Below are 21,794 nucleotides of genomic sequence, written 5' to 3' on the forward strand. Positions count from 1 at the left end.
AGTGGGAAATTACCCACAGCACTCCGATTTCTCAACCGCTGTCCTCTGCAACCTGAGGGTGCAGGCCCGACACTAGATGAAGGTCTCGCTGCGGGAATGGCACCGTAATACCCGCCTCATTCAGCGCCGTATCCAAGGCCCATAGGTAGGCAGAACGCGTTGAGCTTTGCTGCGCAGCAAATTCAGGCTTAACCCAAACTAACAGCTCAAAGTCCAAGCTTGAATCGCCAAAACCTTTCATTTGAAGGGTGGGTTGATGCGACGGCGAATCCAACAGGGTTTGATGCTGCGCCGCTACCGCCGCCAACACAACCTCTCGCAGGCGTTCTTTATCGGTTCCGTAGGCGACGCCAAAGGGAATACGCAGGCGACAGAAGTTATTGCTCAATGTAAAGTTGGTCACCTTCCCGTTCACAAACTCCGAGTTCGGCACCACCACTTCTGCGTTTTCGAGAGTCGTAATTAAGGTTGCCCGAACGCGGATTTCACTGACCACGCCAATCACACCGCTCTCCAGCTGAACGTAGTCACCGACCTTTAGTGAACGCTCGACCAAAATGATCAAACCGGAAACAAAATTACTGAATATCGCCTGAAGCCCAAAGCCAATGCCCACAGATAGCGCGGAGGCAACCAGGGCCAGCTTAGAAAAGTCGATACCGACAACAGAGAGTGCGAAAAAGCTGCCCAGCACCAACACAACATAGTGGGTGAGGCGCTCCATGGTGTAGAGGGAGCTGGGACTCAAACCACTGCGCCGCGAGGCAATACCTCTAAGGCTTCGACGCAGTGTTTTGGAAATCACCAGCGCAGCAACGACAATCACTGCCCCGGCGAGCAATGTCCCCAGTGTAATGGGCCGCTCACCCAGCGTGATAAGCGGGTAGTTCAAACTACTCTGGACGTTCAGTAGAAAGGCTTCAGGGCTAATAACGTGTTCCTCACCAGCAAGTACCGCCACGGCAACTTGTTAGATATATAGCGCAGTTGGCGAATTCTACCAGCGATTGACGCTAGCGGCGCCAGCTAATTGTTGCCCCCCACACCACCGGCATAGCGGTATAACGACCGATGGTATCGAGCTGGTTGGTCACGTTATTGTAGTAGTACTCATCGGTGATGTTGCGCCCCCACAGCTGCACCTTCCAAGGCCCCGCCAGCGGCGCAAAGCCTAAGCGCGCATTGATCACCGTATAGTCTTCCATGAAAAAGCGTGGGTCTTTCTGCAAGGAGGCATTGGTCTCACCCCGATAGCTCAGGTCGCCGCCTACGGAGAGCTCATAGTCGTCGAACAGCGGCAAGGTGTATTCAGCAACAACGGAGTATTCCCATTGCGGGCTGTAATTAAAGGGCTTGCCGCTGAAGTCAAACTCTTCACCGTTGCGATCGCCACTGATGAACTCTTCTACTTCAGTGTCCAGATAGGAGGCCTGAAGGGCGAGGAACAGGCCCGCAAAGGGTGTCATTTTCAAGTCCAGCTCAGCGCCGCGCACGGAGGATTTGGGCGCATTGCGGAGCGCTGGCAACGCCCCGAAAATCGGGTCGCGAAAGTTCGTTACCAGCTGCTTGTCTCGGTAGCGGTAGTCGAATACCGAGGCATTCAATTGCATACGCTCAAATAAGCGCAACTTCGTTCCCAGCTCTATAGCATCCAGGCGTTCCTGCGTCGCGGGCGCATACTGCACTGAGTCCGAAATATTGATCAGCGGGAAGCTTCCCGACTTGTAACCCCGACTCAAGCCCAAAAACACTAGCTTCTCCGGCGCAAACTCCCAATCCACGGCGATGCGTCCGGACACGTTATCCTCGTGCAGCTCACCAAAAAACCGACCGGGGCGACGTGTTTCACTGTCGAGGGTGAAGCAACCACCGCGCTCTGCCCTGCCCGGCGCATAACCAGCCATCGGCGCCTGCGCCAGACTGATCAGGGTTATCGCATTGGCCAAGCCTATCCCTCTGTTCTGGGCTCCCGGTGCTTCCTGATCTGCACCGGGGTTGTCCTCCACATCAACATCGCGGGAACAACCGTTAAACTCACGCAGCTCATCGGTATAGCGCGCACCAAGTGTCAGCTTCCAGTCCTCAGCGAATTGCCACTCGGTGTTGGCAAAAATCGCCGCCACCTCTGCCGTTTGATTCCCGCCAAAGCCGGAGCGATTGTCCAGCAATGCAAAGCCGTCACCGAGAAGGCCGCCCAGCGGGCCAACCGGGAAGACGATACTGACGTTTTCGTGGTGAAGACGCTGGAATTCATCGACTTCGTCCTCACTGTAGTTCACGCCTAACTGCCAAAACAGGTCGTCACCCAATTCGCCGGAAAAACGGAGCTCCGCGTTGTAAAAATCGCTTGTTGCGAACACATTTCGTTCTGTATTCACGGTATCCAGACCCGACTGGGGAATAAAGCTACCGTCAGACTCAAACCGACCCGCCGATAGCAACAGCACCATATCGTGGCGCTCGTCCAACTGATAATCCAGGCGCAGCCCACCCGAGACAAAGCTATCGTTCAGGCGAAAGTTCAGCCCATTGTTCGGCCAGTCGGCCGCTTGAGCATCGTCAGTATCCGGATCATTAACGGGGTAATTAGCCACGTCAGGGTGCAGGCCAAAATCGCCGAGGATGGCGTTTTGCGACTCAATGGCAATGACCTGAAGCGCTTGCGGTTCTGAGCGATCGCGCCAGCCCGACAGGTGGGCATTCACGCTCCATTGCTCGCCGCCTTCCCAGCGCAGCGACAACCGCGCGGCATCGCGATCAATCTCTCCTAAACGGTCGTAGCCGAAGCGGTCATATTCATTGCCGGGGTCGCGCCCCGTTTTGCCATTGTAGGCATCACTGCCCGCATAGCGCGTGCGGCTGCGCTGCCAACCCTCTCCCGATTGCGTGGTGGTATAAGCCAGTCGCGCGAACACGGTATCGGTGACCGGGCCCGACACAAAACCCTCGGCAGCCAGCGTATCGAAACGGCTGTAACTGAGGTCGCCGCCGTACTCGAATTCTTCACTGGGCTTATTGGCAATATAATTGATCGCGCCACCAGTGGTATTGCGGCCGTAGAGCGTGCCCTGCGGGCCTTTCAATACCTCAACGCGCGCCAGATCGAGGTTGCTGCCCTTGCTCATAACCGGGAACGGCAGATTGAACTCGTCAACGTACACACCTACTGTGGCGCTGGCAGTCTGGCTGTTTTCGTTAAAGCCGACCCCACGCAGGGTATAAATAGGAACGTTAAACCCGCCATCCGCGTAGGAAAACCCTGGCAGCAAGCGACCCAGGTCGCGCGTATCGGCCACACCGAGGGCAGTCAAATCTTCGCCGGTGTAGGTGGCAATCGCCAGCGGGATACTGTTGGCCCCTTCCTCTTTCTTCTGGGCGGTGACGATAATTTCTTCAATGTCCAAGCCCCGACTGGGCGTCACGGCCTGGGCCTGTTCGCTCAGACCAAATGCGACAAGGAATAAAAACTTAGGAAGCAGAGAGGGCGTTTGACGAGCCACAAAGATCACCTTTTGCTAACACCGCAACGGTAGCACGGCATAAAATGACGCGAATGCTAGCAAAATGTGTCGTAAAGCTGGATTTTTTATATAGATCGAAGCGTTATATCCATATAACTAATTCTCGGCCAGGCGATTCGTGGCACTGCGCCATTGCCGCAGAAAGGAATCTCGCTGATCCTCACTAACCGCCGCTCGTCCCAGCCACACGCTCAAGATCACCTGCGCAGCCTGTGCGTCAGCCAGGGTGCCAAGGTGAGCCTCGTTGTGATGCAAACTCAAGCCAACACCGGGCTGCCAGCTGAGCCGGTACTTGTCTCCCTTTTCAACACCGAGATACCAACTATTAAAGGTATCAATGGCGCGACGATGAGGTGCTAACTCCTCCTCGCTGTAGCCGTCCGCCAAGCTGTCATCAGTCAATTTGCGAAAACGCTCGGCAGACACCGACAAGCCGTAGCGAATAATAATTTGCTTGGCATAGCCGGGCGTAAGAATGTCTCCCTCCGCGGGCATCGCTTGCTCACCGTCCACCTGTAACTCAGTGTAGGTAATTTCCTTCCAGAGCAATTTATAGGTGTCAGCGGCCACTGTTTGCCAGTTCATGGCCTGGGCAGTCCCCGCCACCCCGGCAAGCAGGGTCATTACCACTACAAATCGCCAACCGCCTGCTAATTTACGCATCGTGCACCTCTTCACTTAAGTAACGCAGCTGTTTGCGTCCGAGTAAGAAAAACACTGCCAGCTTCAATACCACCGGCGCCGCAACATAAGCCGCCGTGATCGCCCAATCAGGCGGCACCGACGCTAATTCTGGTTCAAGCTGGCTACCCAGCCATAAATAGCCCACACCAACAGCCAGCCCCATCGCCGCCTTACCCAGCATGCTCCACAGTGCAAATAGACTGGCCGCGATGGCGGTATTCGGTTTTTCTGCCATCAGCTTCTTTGCCAGACCTGTCTGCATCGCTGAGGGAATTGCCTGATCCGCACCGAGCATCAAACCGGTGCCCACACTAATCGCTATAAACCAGTACGCATCGCCTGCCCCAAGCAGTATGGCAAAGCTAAATAAAACCGCCGACAGCACCAACCCGAGGCGCCAACAGAACAAGCTACCCCACCGCCGCGCGAGACCGTACCACAGCGGCACGGCAAGCAGACCCGCGAGGAAATAGCTCAGTAGCGCGGCCGGAATCATTGCCTCGGCCTCCAACACCTCGCGCATAAACAGCACCAGCACGGTACCGGGAATCGCATTCGCCAACATGTTTAAAAACCAGGGTACCGCCAATGCCGACACGCGCGGCTCGGCCAACAGATGGCGAAAAGGTGCCGCTTCAGTGCCCGGCGGCGGGCGATGACTGCCCTGATATAAAACTGCCACCAAAAGCAGGAGAAGCATGAAAGCCGCCACCGTAATCAGGTACTCCGGTGCAAACACCGCGGGCGCCAACATGGCCAGTAGCGTGCCAAACAGCAACATGGCCTCTCGCGCGCTATTAAACGCTAAACGCTGGTCGTCATCCCGGCTAAGCGTCACTGGTAGCGCAAGCCAGGGCACCGTAATCAGCGTCCACCCCAGCATCAACACTACTAATGCCAGCAGCAGGCTAACCGTCGGCCAGGGATGAGGCAGGAATAACAGCGAGGCCGCACTCAGTGTCATCAGCACCCAGCCAGCGAGCCACAATATTCTTCGCGCTCCGAGCCGGTCTACCAGCGCGCCAACGGGCAAATCTGTGACAACATCGGCAAGTCGCGCTAAAAAGAAGACCGCTCCGACTAAGGCATAACCATAATTGCCCTGCTCAGCCAGCCACAGCGGCACGTAAATATAAAAGGGCAGCCCAAGGGCGGACAGGGGTAAACCGGGCAAGGCATAGCGAAACAGCCTTCGGGGTTGGGACATGGTAGTATCTCCTTGGATCGCTGAGCACGGACGGGCACAGCCAACACCCTGTTAATTATTTCCCAAAGTCCGTATAAAGTGACATAAGAACAAGGAAAAGTGATCGCAATAGTGAGGGAGTACGTAACTAATAACTCATAAGATCAGAATTGCCCGCACTATGACAACTAAGCAACGAATCGCCATCATCGGCTCAGGTATCTCGGGACTGAGCTGCGCCTGGCTTCTGCAACGCAGTGGCCACGCCATCACCGTATTCGAAAAAGACGATCGCATAGGCGGTCACAGTAACACCGTGGAAATCTCCACAACCGCGGGCACCACGGCGGTAGACACCGGCTTCATCGTGTTCAACGACAAGTGCTATCCCAACCTTGTTAACCTTTTCAAGCAGCTCGGCGTCGACAGCCTCGCCACAGACATGTCATTCGGCGTGTCGCTTGACGACGGCAGACTCGAATACAGCGGCTCGAACTCACTGGCCACTATGTTCGCGCAAAAGCGCAACCTACTGCGCCCTCGCTTTTGGAAAATGCTCTCGGACTTGCTGCGTTTCTACCGAGAAAGCGAAAACTGGATGGAAACTTTGCCTGACAGCATGTCGCTCGGAGAACTACTGAAACGCGAGCGCTTCGGTGCGGGTTTCTGCGACGACCACTTACTGCCAATGGGCGCGGCCATCTGGTCAACGCCGGTAAACCAAATGCTCGCCTATCCGGCCAAAACATTCCTGCGCTTCTGTGAAAACCACGGATTGCTGCAGGTAAAAAATCGGCCGACATGGCGGACCGTGGTTGGCGGTTCAATCGAGTATGTGAAACGGCTGTCTGCGCCGTTCGAACAGCACATCAAGCTCAACTGCGGCATTTCCCGCGTTGACCGTTTCGAGGACCACGTGATTGTTGTCGATGACTCTGGAGAGGCTCATCGCTTTGACCAGGTGGTCTTTGCCTGCCATGCCGATCAGGCGCTCGCGATGCTCAGCCAAAGCAGCGAGGCCGAGCGCAAGACGCTTGGCGCCTTCCGTTACGAGGAGAATCGCGCAGTGTTGCATTGCGATCCTCGTTTGCTCCCCAAGCGGCCGACTGTTTGGTCCAGCTGGAATTACATGGGAGACCGCCAGCAAGGTGAAACCAAGGTCTCGGTAAGTTACTGGATGAACGCCCTGCAGCATTTACCATGCGCAGAGCCCATCGTCGTCTCGTTGAACCCGTTGACCGAGCCCCGCGCTCGCCACGTTTTTCGCGAGTTCAGCTATCAGCACCCGGTATTCGATGGCAAGGCACTGGCAGCGCAAACAGACCTCTGGGCATTGCAAGGTCAGCAACGCAGCTGGTTCTGCGGCAGTTATTTTGGCTACGGCTTCCATGAGGATGGCATCCAATCGGGGCTCGCAGTGGCAGAGCGCCTCGGTGGCAGCCTGCGCCCCTGGCAGGTAAAACCGGAGGACGATCGTATCAATCTGCCGCTGCCTGTTGAGGTTAGCAGTTCAGCAGCATGAGTGACGCAAGCAGCGCCCTGTATCGGGGCGAAGTGCTCCACCATCGCTTTCGGCCAGTAAAGCACCGCTTTCGCTACCGTATCGACAGCTTTCTGTTTGACCTGGACAAACTCGAGCAAGACGCCGCGCGCTGTCGCCTGCTGTCGGTGAACCGGTTTAACCTGTTTAGCTTTCACTACCGCGACTTCGGCGCTGGCGATGGCCGGGCGCCGAAAGACTACCTCCGACAAACGCTTCGCGAGCACGGTATTGAGGAGCCACTCTATCGTGCAGAATTATTGTGCTACCCGCGCATCCTTGGCTACACCTTTAACCCCCTAAGCGTTTACTACTGCTACAACGCCAGTAATGACATCTTCGCGGTGCTGTACGAGGTCAGCAACACCTTCGGGCAGCGTCATAGCTACTTAATTACTGCCACAGGTGAAGGCCAGAAAGAGATTATTCGTCAGCGTTGCGATAAAGCGTTTTACGTTTCACCCTTTATTCCTATGGAGGCGACTTACCACTTCCGGCTGCGCAAACCAGGCCCCCGATTGGCTGTTGCGATACGTGAGACCGAAGCCGGCAAAGCGCTGTTGCACGCTGTATTTCGGGGTGTTCGCCATACACTAAACGACTGGAATTTATTGGGCAGTTTCTTCCGCCTGCCGTTCATGACCGCCAGCGTGATGGTTGCCATTCACTGGCAGGCGCTTAAGCTCTATATCAAGGGTATGCGAATACTTCCCCGCCCCGCTGAACCAAAATACCCTGTCTCTCGTAATGATTCGTAAACCATAAACGTAATCGTTAACGGGATACGCGATGAAGACAGCCGCCATAGAATTACAGCACCAGCTTGGCACCAGCTGGTGGGGAAAACGCCAACGGAACTTGCTGGCAAAGGTGCTTGCACCGCTCGCCAATGCCAAAATCGGTTCACTCACAGTCACTTTACCCAACAAAAGTCAGCTCAGCTTTGGCGACCAACATGACAAGCGGCTGGCACCCAGTGTGATTCTTAATAACTGGAAAGGATTGCGTAAAGCCTTTAGCGGCGGCTCTGTCGGATGGAGCGAAGCCTATATGGATGGCGATTGGGATTGCCCCAACTTGGCTGCGCTGGTGGAGTGGATCGTGGTCAACGAGGAACACTTCGGCGATATGCTGGCGAGCGGCAAAACCAAGCAGTGGCTGCAGCGCTTACAACACCGGCGTAACGCCAACAATAAGCGCGGCAGCAAGCGCAATATTGCCTACCACTATGATCTGGGCAATCACTTTTACCGCCACTGGTTAGACGACAGCATGACCTACTCGTCAGCCCTATTCGAGGAGGGCGTTGATGATTTGCGCAGCGCCCAGCACCGAAAGTATCAGCGCCTGATTGATGAACTGGCGGTGCAGAGTGGCGACCGCGTTTTGGAAGTGGGCTGCGGCTGGGGCGGCTTTGCCGAACAGCTCTGCCAGCAGAAAGATGCCTCCCTCCACGGCATCACCCTGTCCAAAGAGCAGCTGAGCTACGCCCGGCAACGCATCGCGGACGCCGGCCTTAGCGACCGAGCCAAATTTAGCCTCACCGATTACCGCGACACCCGCGACCAATATGACCACATTGTTTCCATAGAAATGCTTGAGGCTGTCGGTGAACAGTACTGGCCAACCTATTTCGACACCCTGTATGCCCGCCTCAAGCCAGGCGGCAGAGCGGCAATACAGGTGATCACCATCGAAGAAAAACGTTTTGAAGGCTACCGCGACAACCCGGACTTTATCCAGCGCTACATCTTCCCCGGTGGAATGCTGCCCAGCCCAGATCTCTTCCGCTCCCATGCCAGCAAGGCGGGCTTCGACATAAAAAGCGAGCTGCCCTTTGGCCTGTCATATGCCAAAACGCTGGCGCACTGGGCGACAGCGTTTAATGCGCGCTGGGAACACATCATCCCGCTGGGGTTTGATCAACGCTTTAAACGCATGTGGCAATACTATCTTGGCTATTGCGAAGGCGGCTTTCGCGCGGGCTCGATAGATGTTTACCAATTTGTGCTTGAGAAGCCCCATTGCGCCCCGTAGCCATCATCGGCGCCGGATTGAGCGGCCTGCTTTGCGCAAAAATGCTCAATGAGTGCGGCCTACCCGTCGCCGTCTTTGAAAAGTCGCGCGGCCTGGGCGGGCGACTCGCCCGGCGCAGGCACCCCTGGGGTAACGTTGATATCGGCGCCCCCTTACTTGCCCTGACGCCAGAGCAGTTGCAATACTTCCCTAGGGACGCCATCAGCGCCCAACCATATACCACCGCGCAGTGGCGCGACGGTAAATTACTGCCTCAAGCAACCCAAACACACTACACGGCGGCGGGCAGCAACAACCGACTATGCCATGCTCTGGCTGACGGCATTGAGGTTCGCCGGGGGCAACGAGTAGCCGCCATTCACCCAACATCAACAACGCTGTCATTGCGCGATGACAAAGAGGAGGATCTCGGTGATTTTTCGGCGGTGATTCTCGCCACCCCCGCCCCCCAGGCGCGAGACCTGTTACCCACAACCAGCTCTCTCACCATTGCCGAATCACCCTGGCAAGCGGGCTGGACGGTGATTGTTCAATTTGACGGTGCGTGGACGCCGAGCGAAATAATCGATATTGAATCGCACGCGATACTGCGCCGAATTGTTTGCTTGTCGTCCGCGCCAGGACGGGACCATCAGCACTGCTATTCCATCGAGCTGACCGACGATGCCAGCCACCACTTTGAACAACGCAGCGACAACGAAATTATCGATAGAGTGATGACCGAGCTGGCATCGATAGCGCCCACGCCACCACTGCTACACAGCGACATACAGCGCTGGCGTTTCGCCAGACCGGAAACAGCAGTTATCAGCGACTCACAGCGTGCTGACGACAGCTTGAAAATAGCATTGGCGGGGGATTACTGCGTTGGAGGCAATGCGGAAGGGGCGCTACGCAGCGCCACCTTCGCGGTACAGCGGGTAAAACAGTGGTTGGCCAGCGCCTGTTAGCTATCTGCCTCGGCTGCTTTTTTGGCTGCTGCAGCATTGCTGCCGTCAATCCAGGGTTTCAGCAGCTCCAACGCTGTTTTATCGCAGGGCGGCAGATCTTCTTCGCATTCACGCAACGGCGTCACGCGATCACCCCATTTAATGAGTGCCGCCCCCCAGGTTAGACCTGCACCAAAGGCGGCTGTCAAAATGTGGTCGCCGGGCTTGATGCGGCCCTGCTCAAGCGCTTCACACAACGCAATCGGCACCGTCGCGGCAGAAGTGTTGCCATATTTTTCAATATTAACGATGACCTTTTCTTCCGGCGCCTTCAAACGCTTCATCAGCGTTTCGATAATACGAATATTCGCCTGATGCGGGACCAGCACATCCACGTCTTCAGCAGCCAGCCCGCACTTATCAAGTACGTCCGTTACCGCTTGGCCCATGCCGCGCACCGCGCGTTTAAATATTTCCGGCCCCTCGAAATTGATATCGTAATAACCATCGATACCGGCAAAGCGCTCACGAACGGTACCGGAATCACGCGCCGACAGAATATCGCGCGCGTCGCCATCGCAACCCAAACGCTCCGCAAGCATGCCGCTTTCTTCTTCACCTGCTTCAAGGATGACTGCGCCCGCACCGTCGCCAAACAGCACCGCTACATCGCGCATGCTGTAGTCGAGGAAATAGGGGATTCGATCCGCGCCGATTACCAGCACCTTCTTCATTGCACCAGAACGGATCATGGCCGTGCCCACACTTAGACCATAAACAAAACCCGTGCAGGCCGCATTGAGGTCAAAAACCGCCGCATTGGTCGCGCCGATACTGTCCTGCACGAACGACCCCGAATTCGGAATCAGCGTATCCGGGCAAGCGGTTCCCATAATGATCATGTCCAGCTCGGCAGGGTCGAGGTCGGCGGCGGCCAGGGCGCGCTTTGCCGCCATGCTTGCCAGAGTCGCGGTGGACACATGAGAGATTCTGCGCTCTTTGATCCCGGTACGCGTCGAGATCCACTCATCAGACGTATCGAGGAAGGTTGTCAGGTCTTCATTACTCAGCACAGCGGGGGGAACGCATTTACCCCATCCAGTTATCGTCGCGTATGGCATGCACAGGTATCCTCTTCAGTGATGAGCGGCATTATGCCGAGCCAGATCGTTGCTGTCACGCCGCGCATCCAACGGGATATAGAGAGGCAAGCAGGGCCGTTTTGCACCAAAATGATCACTACTTCACAGGCTATACGTATAATCCCTTAGTCGATTTGGCCTTTTTCTGATCATCTGCAAGATTACAGCGTGCTAGCATAGTGACACACAAACAAGCTGTAAGAACCGTGTTGTAAATTCAGAGCGTGGTAAGTATGAAAACGAACAAACGTTGGGGCAATGGCGCCCGAGTAGATGATCTGGTAACCGGCAAGAAACTCCTGCTTGAGGCGGCCGTAAGCTGCTTTGCAGCGAAAGGCGTTAAGTCTACAACCATCGAAGACATTGCCAATGTCGCCAACGTGACGCGGCGGACAGTTTATCGCTACTTCACCGGCAAATCCGACATCATCTCTTCGCTTGTCGATATTGAGCGCAATCGCATGTTCGAACAGCTCAAGGATGTCGTTGCAGAATATAAAGAGGATTTCCCTCGTATGCTGGAAGAGTGTATTTGGTTTACTGCCAACTACCGCCCCGCCGAGGACAACCGCCTGGAAATCACCAGCGGCCGCAATTCCGCAGAGATCATGCCGCACATCGACAACGATGAGTCCGACCGCCTGTGGCGCGAACTGCTCATCGAGCCGCTGCGCAACTACAATGCGCAAACCGGCAAGAGCCTGAGCATTGATGACCTCGTGCCGCTAACTGGACGCTTGGCACTGATTTACCGTCAGCACCCTGTGAGCAAAGCTGAATTCCACGCCAGCATGCGCGCACTGCGCTTCTAATCTCAGCTCCCCCCGCTTTATCTAAACGGCCGCTAGCTTCTAGTGGCCGTTTTTTATTTCTCGCTCTTCTATAGTTAGTTGGCTCATATCACTGCTGCATTGCGCACGCGAATCCAACAAACTAATACGGCCGTATTAGATAAAAATAGTAGGAGCCGATCTATGAATTTTGATTTTTCCGACGACCAGAAAACCATTCAGGACCAAGCTCGCCTCGTTCTGAGCCGAGAATGCCCGCCAGACCGCGCGCGACAGGCCCTTGAGCACGCGAGAGCCTATGACGAAACACTGTGGAAACAGGTGGCCGAGCTTGGCTGGCCCGCCATCGCGATCGACGAAGAATTCGGGGGGCTCGGCATGGGCTATCTGGAGCTGTGCGTCATCGCCCAGGAGCTGGGTCGCGCAGTGGCACCACTGCCCTTTACCGCCTCAGTCTACCTCGCCACCGAGGCGATAAAACTCTGCGCCAGCGACACCCAGAAGGCTGAATGGCTTCCTCAGTTGGCCAGCGGCGACGCCATAGCCTGTGTTGCCCTGCCCGAAACGCGCAGTCTCAACCACGGCGCGATAAATACCATTACGGCTAGCGACGCCGTCTTGAACGGCACGGCTCAGGCTGTTTTGCACGGCCACACCGCTGATTTCGCCATTATTGCTGCGCGCGATGAAGCCGGCCGCACGGCCTTTTATAAGGCAGACCTCAACCACAGTGCCATACAACGCCAAGTCCAGCAGACAATCGACCCCAGTCAGGCAATGGCCACACTTCAATTTACCGGCGCCCCCTCTGAGCCGTTGGGCAATGGCGAAGATTTCTCCCATTGCTATCAACAGCTACTTGATCGCGCCGCCGTACTGCTCAGCTTTGAGCAAGTAGGCGGCTGTGAAGCCGTAATTGATATGGCAAAAACCTATACCGAAGGCCGCTACGCATTTGGTCGCCAAGTTGCCTCCTTTCAGGCGATTAAACACAAGCTCGCCGATATGTTTGTGGCAAAGGAGCTGGCGAAATCCAACGCCTACTATGGGGCCTGGGCCATGACCGATGGCGAACGCGAGTTGCCTCTGGCCGCCGCCACCGCTCGCGTCAGCGCGATAAACGCCTACTACTTGTGCAGCAAAGAGAACATTCAGGCCCACGGCGGCATGGGGTTTACCTGGGAGTTTGACTGCCACCTTTACTACCGACGCGCCCAGCTACTCTCAAGCGTTATCGGCAGCGCCCCCGTCTGGAAAAACCGCCTCACCGAACAACTGCTAACTGCTTAAGCACCGGAGCTGACAATGGACTTCAAAGATACCCCCGAACAAGCAGCATTTCGCGCAGAAGTACGCCAATGGCTCACTGCCAATGCGCGCCCAAAACAAACCGGCGCGGGTCGCCCCTCCCAGGCCGAACGCTATGACGATGCCAAACGCTGGTACAAAAAAGTGGCCGACGCGGGATTTGCCTGTCTCGACTGGCCTAAAGAGTATGGCGGCGCCGGCTTGAGCCAGATCCACAAAGTGATTTGGTCTCAAGAAGTGGCCAATTATGCCGAGCCCGATGGCTACTTTGTTATTGGCATAGGCAACTGTGGCCCGGCGATTATGCACTTCGCCAGCGAGCAGCAAAAACAGCACTTGCTACCAAGAATGGCCAGCGCTGAAGATGTTTGGTGCCAAATGTTTTCAGAACCGAGTGCCGGTTCCGACGTCGCCGGGCTGCGTACCAGCGCAGTCAAGCAAGGTGACAAATGGGTAGTAAACGGCCAGAAAATCTGGACCTCTGGCGCCCAGCACTCGGACTACGGTGTTATTTTGTGCCGCACCGATACCGAGGTGTCTAAATACCGCGGCATGACGATGTTTTACATCGATATGCACCAGCCCGGCGTGGAGGTTAAGCCCATCAAGCAAATGGATGGCGACGCGCATTTTAATGAAGTATTTTTCAATGACGCCGAGATTCCAGACAGCCAGCGGCTCGGCGAGGTTGGCGGCGGCTGGGGCGCTGCGCTGTTAGTGCTGATGAACGAGCGCCTGGCGATCTCCGGCGTCCAGCCGGACGGTTTCCCAGAGCTACTGCAATTAGTCAAAACGCTGCAGATAGACGGCGAGCCAGTATCCGACAACCCCTCTGTGCGCGAGCACTTGGCCGATTGGTACTGCCAGCACGCCGGGATCAAGGCCTCCACCAACCGCATGCTCACCGCTGTGGCCAAAGGGGGAATGCCCGGCGCCGAAGCCGCGCTCGGAAAACTGGTCGGTGCCGTGATGAATCAAGACATTGCCAACTATGCCCTGCAATTGCTCGGTGAAGGCGGCCCGGTGATGAACCCCGACTTCGCGCCGCAGCAGGCCCACTTCCAGAAAACCGCCCTGTTCTCTCCCGGTATTCGCCTGGCGGGTGGTACCGATGAAGTCATGCGCAATATCATTGCCGAACAGGTATTAGGCATGCCTCAGGAGCCCAGAGCGGATAAGGGCATGGCATTCAAAGACATCCCATCCGGCAACCAATCTGCTTAGCCAGCAAGTACGGAAGTGATAGTCGGTAGCGGCCAGGCCTGTTAACAGGCCCTAGGTAAATGCCGCTACCGACTATTGCGTATACGCAGGAAGATATGACATTGCTACAGTCACTCCAGTATTAAAAATACCGAATCACTGGGGGCTACCATGGCAACGCAATTTTTAAAGCGCCGCTCCAACGCGCAATTATCGGCAAAAAAAGACACCGACAGCATTTTCCGACCTCGGGCCGCCGCCCGCCGCCTTTCTCGCCTAGGCCTCAACCACAGCGAATGGTGGCTGAGCGTGGACTACGCGGAATTCATCGACGCCAGCGCCAACACCGCTCGCGCTTAAGCTCAGCAATTCACGTGATTATCAACACCGATATGCGGTGACACATCAACCAAGGCAACGTGTGCTAACACCGTGCACAGCGCACATTTTTCTGCAGCACTTCACTGATTACGGGCTTTTCCCTATACTGCTGCCGAGCCGCTATCACTATGGTTAACACTCGAACAGCGCAACCACTTAAGCGCACAGCAGAGGACACAGTGATGGCAACAGCAGCGAACAGCACAAACTCTATCTTCAGCGAAAATAAGCATCGCGGCCGCCCTATCGATCAATTCCGTAGCAACCGCGATGAGTGGTGGCTCAATGTGAACTACGCTGAAACCATTGATATGAAAGATGCCATTAGCCACCAGGCAATGCGAGTCAACGCGGCGCGCTAGTTTTCGCCGCGCAATTAGGGCGCGGCACTATGATTAACTGGCAAGACGTCGACACCGTTCTGTTAGACATGGACGGCACACTACTCGACCTGCACTACGACAATTTTTTCTGGACACAGCACCTCCCTCGCCGGTACACCGAGATTCATGGCGGCGACCTCCAAACCGTTAGTGAAGAACTGATCGCCCGCATCATGGCTGAGCGCGGCTCACTGAACTGGTACTGCCTCGACTACTGGTCTGAAGAGCTTCAACTCGACATCACCGCGCTCAAACGCGAAATTAGCCACCTCATTCGCATGCACCCCAGCACAGAACGATTTTTGAATGCCCTGCAACGCAGCGGCCGGGATGTTTGGCTGGTCACCAATGCCCACCAGGGCGGCCTCGATATCAAGCTGGAAAAAACCGGCCTTGGTCAGTGGGTTCAGCGCATCATTACCTCTCACGAACTCGCCCTACCCAAGGAGGACGACACCTTCTGGCAAAAGCTCGCCCAACACTGGCATTACGAGCCCGCTCGCAGCCTGCTGATTGACGATACCGCCACCGTGTTAGACTCTGCCGCTCGCCACGGTATACGCCACTTAATTACCATGAAGCGCCCCGACAGTCGCGCGCCCCTGCGCCAGGGGTTAAGCTACCCCGCTATCGAGCATTTTGACGAAATTCTGCCAATACCACCGCGAGACCGAGATTGAGCAAAGACATACAACGCCTTCGCCTGGATAAGTGGCTGTGGGCCGCCCGTTTCTACAAAACCCGCAGCATCGCAAAACAGGCCATAGAGGGCGGCAAAGTGCATTATAATGGCGCCCGCTGCAAGGTAAGCAAGGAAGTAGAAGTGGGCGGCATGCTAACGCTGCGCACCGGCTGGGACGAGCGCGAAGTCGAGATTATCGCTATCTCCGACCAGCGGCGTGGCGCGCCCGAAGCCGCCTTACTCTACCGCGAAACCGACGCCAGTATTGCCAAGCGCCAGCAGAATGCAGCCGACCGGAAAGCGCTGGGGGCTGCAGCAGGGGTACTGCGCAGCGAGCGCCCCAATAAGAAACAGCGCCGCCAAATTCACCGATTCCGCGAACAACAGGACTAAACAGCCCCTTATGAGTGATCAAGTTCACCGCTTCATTTTCGACGGCAGTGATGTGCGAGGCGCGCATATCCAGATCCAGCAAAGCTATCGCGAGATGCTGGAAAACCACCACTACCCGCCAGCCGTCGCGGCTTTGCTGGGGGAATTTTTGGTTGCCGCAGCCCTGCTGAGTGTCACCATTAAATTTCGCGGCAGCCTGATTCTGCAGGTTCGCGGGGACGGTCAGGTCCCACTCATTATGGCCGAGGCAAATTCCAACGGCGATATTCGCGGCATTGCTCGCGACGCCGGCCAGGCGATCGGCGAGGACTTTCATAGCCTGCTGGGCAACGGTCAGCTAGCCATCACTATCGACCCTGAAAAAGGGCAACGTTATCAAGGAATTGTCAGCTTAGATGGCGCGAATCTCGGCGCGTGTATAGAGGCCTACTTCCGCCAGAGCGAGCAATTGGCCACCCGCTTGTGGCTATCCGCCGATGGCGAAACCGCCGCGGGCATCCTGCTACAAGAGCTGCCGGAGCAACAAAGTGATGCCGCCGTTTGGCAGCACCTCACCACCCTGGCCGATACCGTTCAACAAGAAGAGCTACTGACACTCAGCGCAGACCGCTTACTGTACCGCCTGTACCACCAAGAAACGGTGCGGGTATTCGAGCCCAAGTCGCTAAAATTCGTCTGTAGCTGCAGCCAGCAACGCATGGAATCCGCACTGGTTTCTCTGGGTCGAGAAGAGCTGGAGAGCATTCTCAGTGAGCAGGGGAAAATAGATAGCCACTGCGAGTTCTGCCACCGCCAATTCCACTTTGACGCCGGGGATATTGCCAATCTCTTTGGTGACCCAGCGCCCAACACTCGACATTGAGTGAAAAAAAACCAAAATCGCCGCAGATCGGCGGCGATCAGGGTTAGCGCCGCTTGGCGATTTTTGCAATAATAGCCGCCTTCAAAATCTGGCCACCCGCGCGGGGGGTTTACCCCGATCAACTGTGACCTCCTAATGTCCCCAGGGACGACGTGACAGGAATACCGAGAATGAGTGCTGAAACAACTGTTTATAAAGATTTAACCCCCGCCCAATTAATCGAGCAAGCGCTGGCCCGCGGCGAAGGCCAACTGGCCGACACAGGCGCGCTGGTGGTAACCACTGGCAAGCGTACCGGCCGTTCTCCCGGTGACCGCTTTGTTGTTCAAGAGCCATCAACGGCTGACAGCATCGATTGGGGCAGTGTTAACCGCCCCTTCGACGCCGCCAAATTTGATGCGCTGTGGAGCCGTGTAGAAGACTACCTCGCCGACCACGATCGCTTCGTTTCTAACTTGCACGTTGGCGCTCACGAAGATCACTACATTCCCGTTGTTGTTAACACGCAAACCGCTTGGCAAGGCCTGTTTGGTCGCAACATGTTTGTACGCCCTGAGAAGTACAACCCAAAAGCCAAGGAAGAGTGGACAATTCTGAACTGCGCGGGCTTTGTATGCGACCCCGAGCGCGATGGCACTAACTCTGACGGCTGCGTCATCATTAACTTCGCCCAGCGCAAAGTACTGCTGGCAGGCATGCGTTACGCCGGTGAAATGAAGAAAGCCATGTTCTCTGTGCAAAACTTCCTGCTGCCAGAGAAAGACGTTATGCCAATGCACTGCTCAGCGAACGTCGATGAGCAAGGCAACACCACCTTATTCTTTGGCCTATCTGGCACGGGTAAAACCACCCTGTCTGCAGACCCTAGCTGCTACCTGATCGGCGACGACGAGCACGGCTGGGCGAAGGGCTCAGTATTCAATATTGAAGGCGGCTGCTACGCCAAAACCATCAACCTGAGCCAGAAGAACGAGCCCATCATCTGGGACGCCATCCGCTTCGGCGCCATCGTTGAAAACGTAGTAATCGACCAAAACAGCCGCACCGCAGACTACGACGACACAAGCCTGACGGAAAACGGCCGCTGCTGTTACCCACTGGAAAACGTTGAAAAACGCGTTATCGAGAATGCCGCCGGCGAACCGAAAACCGTTATCTTCCTGACTTGTGACGTGTCAGGCGTTTTGCCTCCGATCTCTATCCTGTCCAAAGAAGCGGCGGCTTTCCACTTCCTGAGCGGCTACACCGCCCGCGTTGGCTCAACTGAGCTGGGCGCAGAAGCAGGTATCCACCCCACTTTCTCCACGTGCTTTGGTGCGCCCTTCATGCCGCGTCCCGCAGGCGAATACGCCGAGCTGTTGATGAAGCGTATTGAAGACTTCGACTCTCAGGTTTACCTGATCAACACCGGCTGGACTGGCGGCTCAGGCGCAGCTGGCGGCACCGGTTCGCGCTTCCCCATCCCAGTGACTCGCGCTGTGGTTGCCGCGGCACAAAGTGGCGCGTTGATCGGCGCAGAAACCGAGCAACTGGATATTCTGAACCTGACTATCCCCAAGGCAATTCCGGGCGTAGACGACAAATACATCAACCCACGCAAGGCGTGGGGCGATGAAGCAGCCTACGACCAGGAAGCCAGCAAATTGGCGAAACTGTTCCAAGAGAACATCACCAAGTTTGACGTCTCTGACGCTATCGTAGCCGCTGGCCCGAAAAGCTAAGCGAATAATAGCCGGATAGCAAAAAGGGCAGCCCAAGGGCTGCCCTTTTTTATGCACGACGGTTTCGTACTGAAACCGCCCGTCACTGCGGCACTTCTCTATTAGCGCACTACGCGACGGCCAAGTGCTCACTCACGTGGAATAACCGGCGGCGCAGGCCCGTCAATTCAAAGGGCCGCCACTGACCCTCTCGTTGAGAGAGACGGTCGGCCAAGGCATACAGCACCGCCAAATTATGGGTCATCCCCATATGGCTCGCTGGTACCCGTAAATTTTCGCTCTGCTCTCCCGGTTCCTGATGAACGCAGTACTTCCAATCCACAATACCGTCACTGGCGCTATACATCGCCGTAGAAGGCACTGGCGGCGCACTGCACCACTCCTCCCGCCAATTCAGCATGGGGTCATCCATCGCCCCAGGGTTAAGCATTTCGTATAACTTCAACACAGGGCCGGATACACCGCGCATTTCCGGAATATTTACCGGCGAGCCCAGTGTCACCACCTGGCGAATAAAGTCGGGATTCCGCTGGGCAAGGCTGCGAGCATATATGCCGCCCAGGCTCCAACCCACCAGACTGACTTTACGCCCATAGCGGCTCGCCAAATCCTTTACATGGCGCTCGAAATTCAGGTAAACCTGCTCGCGCAGTCCTGTATTCAGACCCTGCTCCCAACCATAGGCATCGAACCCAGCTTGACGCAAAGCTCGGCGCATTACCGAGGTTGCGACATCGCTGGTCATAAATGACGGCGCAATCACCACTGGGTGACCGTCGCCTGAAGATAAATGACGGTGAAAACCGCGCATGGAGACTGCCGAAAAAATCTCTGCAAGAGAACGCAACTCTTTCGCGGTACTGCGTGAGGCCGCAGCATTAGTGCTAGTTTCCATCTTTTTCTCTCTTATTATTCGGGTTCGTAACAGCGACCCTGTCATATTATCTAAACAATATTCGGCGGCACTGGCAATCCTTTCCGTCACCTCCTGCCGGCCGTGAGATAATTCGACCCTCTGCGACACAATGTTTGGAAACGTGCACTTTAGTATGCCCTTTCTAATTTTTATGCGTAACGTTCACCCCATACAGCGAGACCGGCGGCCAGCAGTTTGCGCCGTCGCTGATAACACACATTACGGGGCACCCCCCAAGAGAGGAACGTACTATGAGCGACGCAAAAACTAACTTCGTTGAGAAAGCAAACACTGTTGCCAAAGATGTATTTTTGGCTCAACTGGGCTTGGCTGGTAAAGCGTTTGAGCAAAGCCAAGAGCTGGCTAAATTGACCGAAGAAAAAATCAAGGCAACTGAAGCTAAGTACAAAGATCTGTACGCAAAGCGCAACGAAATTTTTGAAGGCCTGGTAAGCCGTGGCGAGCAAGTACAAAGCAGCGCCATTGCCAAGTTTGAAGAAAGCAAAGAGCAAGTTGTTGCCAAGATCAACGAAACAAAAACCGAAGCGACTGCCAAGCTTGAGTCAGTAAAAAGCGAAGCGGTAGACGTGCGCATTAAAGAGCTGCGTGAAAGCCTGGAAAGCAACCTCGAAAAGGTAAAAGGCTTGGTTTCTCGCAAGAGTGAAGATGCTGTAGCAACAGAAGCTGCTGCATCGTAATTGAGCATTTTGGCGGTCACTTTGACCGCCTACCCCCCTAGGTCCTTACCCTAACTATGCTTTGCACGATGCGCCAACTTGGTCATCGTGCTTTTTTGCATCAGTGCGGAGCTCCACTCTCACTGCTGCGCAAAAACGTTTCGCACATTGGAGAATCTTATGAGCAACGACAGCAAGAAAAGCCTGAAAGACGTTTCTTCTCAAGCCGGTGAACTGGCAAAAAGCATTTGGCTGGCTGGCCTTGGTGCATACGGCCGCGCCTACGACGAAGCACAAGAAGTCTACGAAAAAGCAAGCAAAGACAGCCCACGCCTGTTCAAAGAGTTGGTCGACAAGGGCAACAAACTGGAAGTGCAAGCTCGCGAAAAACTGGGCGAAGCCAGCAATATTGGCAAGACTATTTCCATTGAAGAGCGCATCAGCAAAATGCGCGCAAGCCTGGGCTTTGGTCACACTGCCAGCGCCGACGACCTCGAGCGTCTCGAGAAAAAACTGGATGCACTGAGCAAGAAAGTCGATGCACTGAGCAAGGCCAGCAAAGCGCCAGCAAAGGCGGCCCCCGCTAAGAAAGCTGCCGCGAAGAAAACTGCAGCCAAAAAAGCGCCCGCGAAAAAGGCCGCTGCAAAGAAAGCTGCCGAGTAAGCCCTTCGCGACCCGCTTTTTAGCGGGTCGCGTCCTCTCTGGACAAGCGCCCACAGGCGTGTCACTTTAACGCCCTGTCGATGAATATGGGTGGTTAACTCAGGGATGAAAACCCGCGAAAAAATCCTGCTGGCAAGCTTGGCCCTATTCAATGACGAGGGCGAAGCCAACGTCACCACCGTTGATATCGCCAATGAGCTGGACATCAGCCCCGGCAATCTCTACTACCACTTCCACGGCAAAGAAGAAATTATCGAAGAGCTGTTCTCTGCCTTTGAGCTAGAGCTCAGCGATATTCTGCAAGCCCCGCTGCAAAAAAGCCTAAGTCCCCAAGACGCTTGGTTTTATCTGTATATTGTTTTCGAGCAACTGTTTAAGCACCGTTATTTATACCGCAACCTCAACGATATTTTACAGCGCTACCCCGATATCGACCGTCGCTTCCGCAAACTACTCAATCTAAAATTACAAGCTGCCGAAGCCGTTGCCGAAGAGCTGGTCGCCGCGGGAATTCTGGACACCACCGGCACACCACTTTCGCGCCTCTGCGACAACGTCGTACTCAATCTCACATTCTGGCTAAACTACAACAGCCTGAGAGAGAAAAATTGCGCCGACGAGATCACCATCCACCGAGGCGTCTTTCATCTTATGTCGCTGGTTGCCCCCTATCTCACGGCGGACTTCCGCTACTTCTACGACGAGTGCTGCACCCTTTTCGACGTATTAACCAAAGACGCCTAAAACCTCGCCGCGAGCGCGAAGTTTCTGCATA

General features: G+C 55.5%; 22 protein-coding genes. 16 read left to right on the forward strand and 6 right to left on the reverse strand.

Annotation, left to right across the window (positions count from 1 at the left end):
* Positions 1 to 31: 31 nt before the first annotated feature.
* The 4 genes from B3K78_RS09160 to B3K78_RS09175 all read right to left on the reverse strand — a co-directional run bounded on the left by B3K78_RS09160 (position 32) and on the right by B3K78_RS09175 (position 5,412).
* Positions 32 to 961: a mechanosensitive ion channel family protein gene (locus B3K78_RS09160; protein ID WP_286695208.1), complete on the reverse strand. Its 930-nt coding sequence runs from the start codon at positions 959 to 961 to the stop codon at positions 32 to 34.
* 52 nt (positions 962 to 1,013) lie between these two features.
* The gene (locus B3K78_RS09165) at positions 1,014 to 3,500 is read right to left on the reverse strand and encodes a TonB-dependent receptor (RefSeq protein ID WP_204994796.1); all 2,487 of its coding nucleotides are present in this window, start codon (positions 3,498 to 3,500) and stop codon (positions 1,014 to 1,016) included.
* Between the two features lie 117 nt (positions 3,501 to 3,617).
* Complete coding sequence (locus B3K78_RS09170) at positions 3,618 to 4,184, reverse strand: chalcone isomerase family protein (RefSeq protein WP_286695209.1); 567 nt, start codon at positions 4,182 to 4,184, stop codon at positions 3,618 to 3,620.
* Entirely contained in the window at positions 4,177 to 5,412 is a 1,236-nt protein-coding gene (locus B3K78_RS09175; RefSeq protein WP_286695210.1) for an MFS transporter, read from the reverse strand. Before B3K78_RS09175 ends, B3K78_RS09170 begins: the two co-directional genes overlap by 8 nt.
* A gap of 160 nt (positions 5,413 to 5,572) precedes the next feature.
* On the opposite strand from B3K78_RS09175, the gene B3K78_RS09180 reads away from it, so the two are divergent.
* Genes B3K78_RS09180 through B3K78_RS09195 form a run of 4 tightly spaced genes read left to right on the forward strand, consistent with a single transcriptional unit; the run spans position 5,573 to position 9,918 of the window.
* Positions 5,573 to 6,913 carry an NAD(P)/FAD-dependent oxidoreductase gene (locus tag B3K78_RS09180; protein ID WP_286695211.1) on the forward strand — a complete coding sequence of 447 codons (1,341 nt, stop codon included), beginning with the start codon at positions 5,573 to 5,575 and terminating at the stop codon, positions 6,911 to 6,913.
* Entirely contained in the window at positions 6,910 to 7,689 is a 780-nt protein-coding gene (locus B3K78_RS09185) for a DUF1365 domain-containing protein (protein WP_286695212.1), read from the forward strand. Before B3K78_RS09180 ends, B3K78_RS09185 begins: the two co-directional genes overlap by 4 nt.
* Before the next feature lie 31 nt (positions 7,690 to 7,720).
* Positions 7,721 to 8,968 carry an SAM-dependent methyltransferase gene (locus tag B3K78_RS09190; RefSeq protein ID WP_286695213.1) on the forward strand — a complete coding sequence of 416 codons (1,248 nt, stop codon included), beginning with the start codon at positions 7,721 to 7,723 and terminating at the stop codon, positions 8,966 to 8,968.
* Entirely contained in the window at positions 8,956 to 9,918 is a 963-nt protein-coding gene (locus tag B3K78_RS09195) for an NAD(P)/FAD-dependent oxidoreductase (RefSeq protein ID WP_286695214.1), read from the forward strand. The genes B3K78_RS09190 and B3K78_RS09195 overlap by 13 nt, the downstream gene beginning before the upstream one ends.
* Here B3K78_RS09195 and B3K78_RS09200 read toward each other — a convergent pair.
* Positions 9,915 to 11,018: a ketoacyl-ACP synthase III gene (locus B3K78_RS09200; RefSeq protein WP_286695215.1), complete on the reverse strand. Its 1,104-nt coding sequence runs from the start codon at positions 11,016 to 11,018 to the stop codon at positions 9,915 to 9,917. The genes B3K78_RS09195 and B3K78_RS09200 overlap by 4 nt on opposite strands.
* Positions 11,019 to 11,272: 254 nt before the next feature.
* Here B3K78_RS09200 and B3K78_RS09205 point away from each other — a divergent pair, with 254 nt between their 5' ends.
* The 9 genes from B3K78_RS09205 to B3K78_RS09245 all read left to right on the forward strand — a co-directional run bounded on the left by B3K78_RS09205 (position 11,273) and on the right by B3K78_RS09245 (position 18,763).
* Positions 11,273 to 11,851: a TetR/AcrR family transcriptional regulator gene (locus B3K78_RS09205; protein WP_286695216.1), complete on the forward strand. Its 579-nt coding sequence runs from the start codon at positions 11,273 to 11,275 to the stop codon at positions 11,849 to 11,851.
* A 162-nt stretch (positions 11,852 to 12,013) separates the two neighbouring features.
* Positions 12,014 to 13,120, forward strand: a complete 1,107-nt coding sequence (locus B3K78_RS09210; RefSeq protein ID WP_286695217.1) for an acyl-CoA dehydrogenase family protein — start codon at positions 12,014 to 12,016, stop codon at positions 13,118 to 13,120.
* 15 nt (positions 13,121 to 13,135) lie between these two features.
* Complete coding sequence (locus tag B3K78_RS09215) at positions 13,136 to 14,362, forward strand: acyl-CoA dehydrogenase family protein (protein WP_286695218.1); 1,227 nt, start codon at positions 13,136 to 13,138, stop codon at positions 14,360 to 14,362.
* Between the two features lie 150 nt (positions 14,363 to 14,512).
* Positions 14,513 to 14,701 (forward strand): hypothetical protein, encoded by a 189-nt coding sequence (locus tag B3K78_RS09220; protein ID WP_204994807.1) that lies wholly within the window; start codon positions 14,513 to 14,515, stop codon positions 14,699 to 14,701.
* Positions 14,702 to 14,904: 203 nt separating this feature from the next.
* The gene (locus B3K78_RS09225; protein WP_204994808.1) at positions 14,905 to 15,084 is read left to right on the forward strand and encodes a hypothetical protein; all 180 of its coding nucleotides are present in this window, start codon (positions 14,905 to 14,907) and stop codon (positions 15,082 to 15,084) included.
* 29 nt (positions 15,085 to 15,113) lie between these two features.
* Positions 15,114 to 15,785 carry a GMP/IMP nucleotidase gene (gene yrfG, locus B3K78_RS09230; RefSeq protein ID WP_286695219.1) on the forward strand — a complete coding sequence of 224 codons (672 nt, stop codon included), beginning with the start codon at positions 15,114 to 15,116 and terminating at the stop codon, positions 15,783 to 15,785.
* An 8-nt stretch (positions 15,786 to 15,793) separates the two neighbouring features.
* Entirely contained in the window at positions 15,794 to 16,180 is a 387-nt protein-coding gene (hslR, locus tag B3K78_RS09235; protein ID WP_027873293.1) for an Hsp15 family ribosome-associated heat shock protein, read from the forward strand.
* A 10-nt stretch (positions 16,181 to 16,190) separates the two neighbouring features.
* Positions 16,191 to 17,042 (forward strand): Hsp33 family molecular chaperone HslO, encoded by an 852-nt coding sequence (gene hslO / locus B3K78_RS09240; protein ID WP_286695220.1) that lies wholly within the window; start codon positions 16,191 to 16,193, stop codon positions 17,040 to 17,042.
* A 170-nt stretch (positions 17,043 to 17,212) separates the two neighbouring features.
* Complete coding sequence (locus B3K78_RS09245) at positions 17,213 to 18,763, forward strand: phosphoenolpyruvate carboxykinase (RefSeq protein ID WP_204994811.1); 1,551 nt, start codon at positions 17,213 to 17,215, stop codon at positions 18,761 to 18,763.
* 109 nt (positions 18,764 to 18,872) lie between these two features.
* On the opposite strand, the gene B3K78_RS09250 is transcribed toward B3K78_RS09245, so the two are convergent.
* Positions 18,873 to 19,658, reverse strand: a complete 786-nt coding sequence (locus tag B3K78_RS09250; RefSeq protein WP_204994812.1) for an esterase/lipase family protein — start codon at positions 19,656 to 19,658, stop codon at positions 18,873 to 18,875.
* 272 nt (positions 19,659 to 19,930) lie between these two features.
* Here B3K78_RS09250 and B3K78_RS09255 point away from each other — a divergent pair, with 272 nt between their 5' ends.
* The 3 genes from B3K78_RS09255 (at position 19,931) to B3K78_RS09265 (ending at position 21,763) form a co-directional block, all read left to right on the forward strand.
* Entirely contained in the window at positions 19,931 to 20,377 is a 447-nt protein-coding gene (locus B3K78_RS09255) for a hypothetical protein (protein ID WP_027873297.1), read from the forward strand.
* Between the two features lie 159 nt (positions 20,378 to 20,536).
* Positions 20,537 to 21,019, forward strand: coding sequence for a phasin family protein (locus B3K78_RS09260; protein WP_036255753.1), 483 nt, complete (start codon positions 20,537 to 20,539; stop codon positions 21,017 to 21,019).
* Positions 21,020 to 21,124: 105 nt separating this feature from the next.
* Complete coding sequence (locus B3K78_RS09265) at positions 21,125 to 21,763, forward strand: TetR/AcrR family transcriptional regulator (RefSeq protein ID WP_204994814.1); 639 nt, start codon at positions 21,125 to 21,127, stop codon at positions 21,761 to 21,763.
* Positions 21,764 to 21,794: the final 31 nt, after the last annotated feature.

Source organism: Spongiibacter sp. UBA1325, assembly GCF_002306875.1.
In the GTDB taxonomy this organism is placed as follows: domain Bacteria; phylum Pseudomonadota; class Gammaproteobacteria; order Pseudomonadales; family Spongiibacteraceae; genus Spongiibacter; species Spongiibacter marinus.

Coding starts and splice junctions, on each gene's coding strand:
- B3K78_RS09250 (WP_204994812.1), bottom strand. CDS start 19,658: ATGGAAACTAGCACTAATGCTGCGGCCTCACGCAGTACCGCGAAAGAG.
- B3K78_RS09220 (WP_204994807.1), top strand. CDS start 14,513: ATGGCAACGCAATTTTTAAAGCGCCGCTCCAACGCGCAATTATCGGCA.
- B3K78_RS09255 (WP_027873297.1), top strand. CDS start 19,931: ATGAGCGACGCAAAAACTAACTTCGTTGAGAAAGCAAACACTGTTGCC.
- yrfG (WP_286695219.1), top strand. CDS start 15,114: ATGATTAACTGGCAAGACGTCGACACCGTTCTGTTAGACATGGACGGC.
- B3K78_RS09185 (WP_286695212.1), top strand. CDS start 6,910: ATGAGTGACGCAAGCAGCGCCCTGTATCGGGGCGAAGTGCTCCACCAT.
- B3K78_RS09210 (WP_286695217.1), top strand. CDS start 12,014: ATGAATTTTGATTTTTCCGACGACCAGAAAACCATTCAGGACCAAGCT.
- B3K78_RS09180 (WP_286695211.1), top strand. CDS start 5,573: ATGACAACTAAGCAACGAATCGCCATCATCGGCTCAGGTATCTCGGGA.
- B3K78_RS09215 (WP_286695218.1), top strand. CDS start 13,136: ATGGACTTCAAAGATACCCCCGAACAAGCAGCATTTCGCGCAGAAGTA.
- B3K78_RS09190 (WP_286695213.1), top strand. CDS start 7,721: ATGAAGACAGCCGCCATAGAATTACAGCACCAGCTTGGCACCAGCTGG.
- B3K78_RS09260 (WP_036255753.1), top strand. CDS start 20,537: ATGAGCAACGACAGCAAGAAAAGCCTGAAAGACGTTTCTTCTCAAGCC.
- hslO (WP_286695220.1), top strand. CDS start 16,191: ATGAGTGATCAAGTTCACCGCTTCATTTTCGACGGCAGTGATGTGCGA.
- B3K78_RS09245 (WP_204994811.1), top strand. CDS start 17,213: ATGAGTGCTGAAACAACTGTTTATAAAGATTTAACCCCCGCCCAATTA.
- B3K78_RS09175 (WP_286695210.1), bottom strand. CDS start 5,412: ATGTCCCAACCCCGAAGGCTGTTTCGCTATGCCTTGCCCGGTTTACCC.
- B3K78_RS09170 (WP_286695209.1), bottom strand. CDS start 4,184: ATGCGTAAATTAGCAGGCGGTTGGCGATTTGTAGTGGTAATGACCCTG.
- B3K78_RS09200 (WP_286695215.1), bottom strand. CDS start 11,018: ATGCCATACGCGACGATAACTGGATGGGGTAAATGCGTTCCCCCCGCT.
- B3K78_RS09265 (WP_204994814.1), top strand. CDS start 21,125: ATGAAAACCCGCGAAAAAATCCTGCTGGCAAGCTTGGCCCTATTCAAT.
- B3K78_RS09225 (WP_204994808.1), top strand. CDS start 14,905: ATGGCAACAGCAGCGAACAGCACAAACTCTATCTTCAGCGAAAATAAG.
- B3K78_RS09205 (WP_286695216.1), top strand. CDS start 11,273: ATGAAAACGAACAAACGTTGGGGCAATGGCGCCCGAGTAGATGATCTG.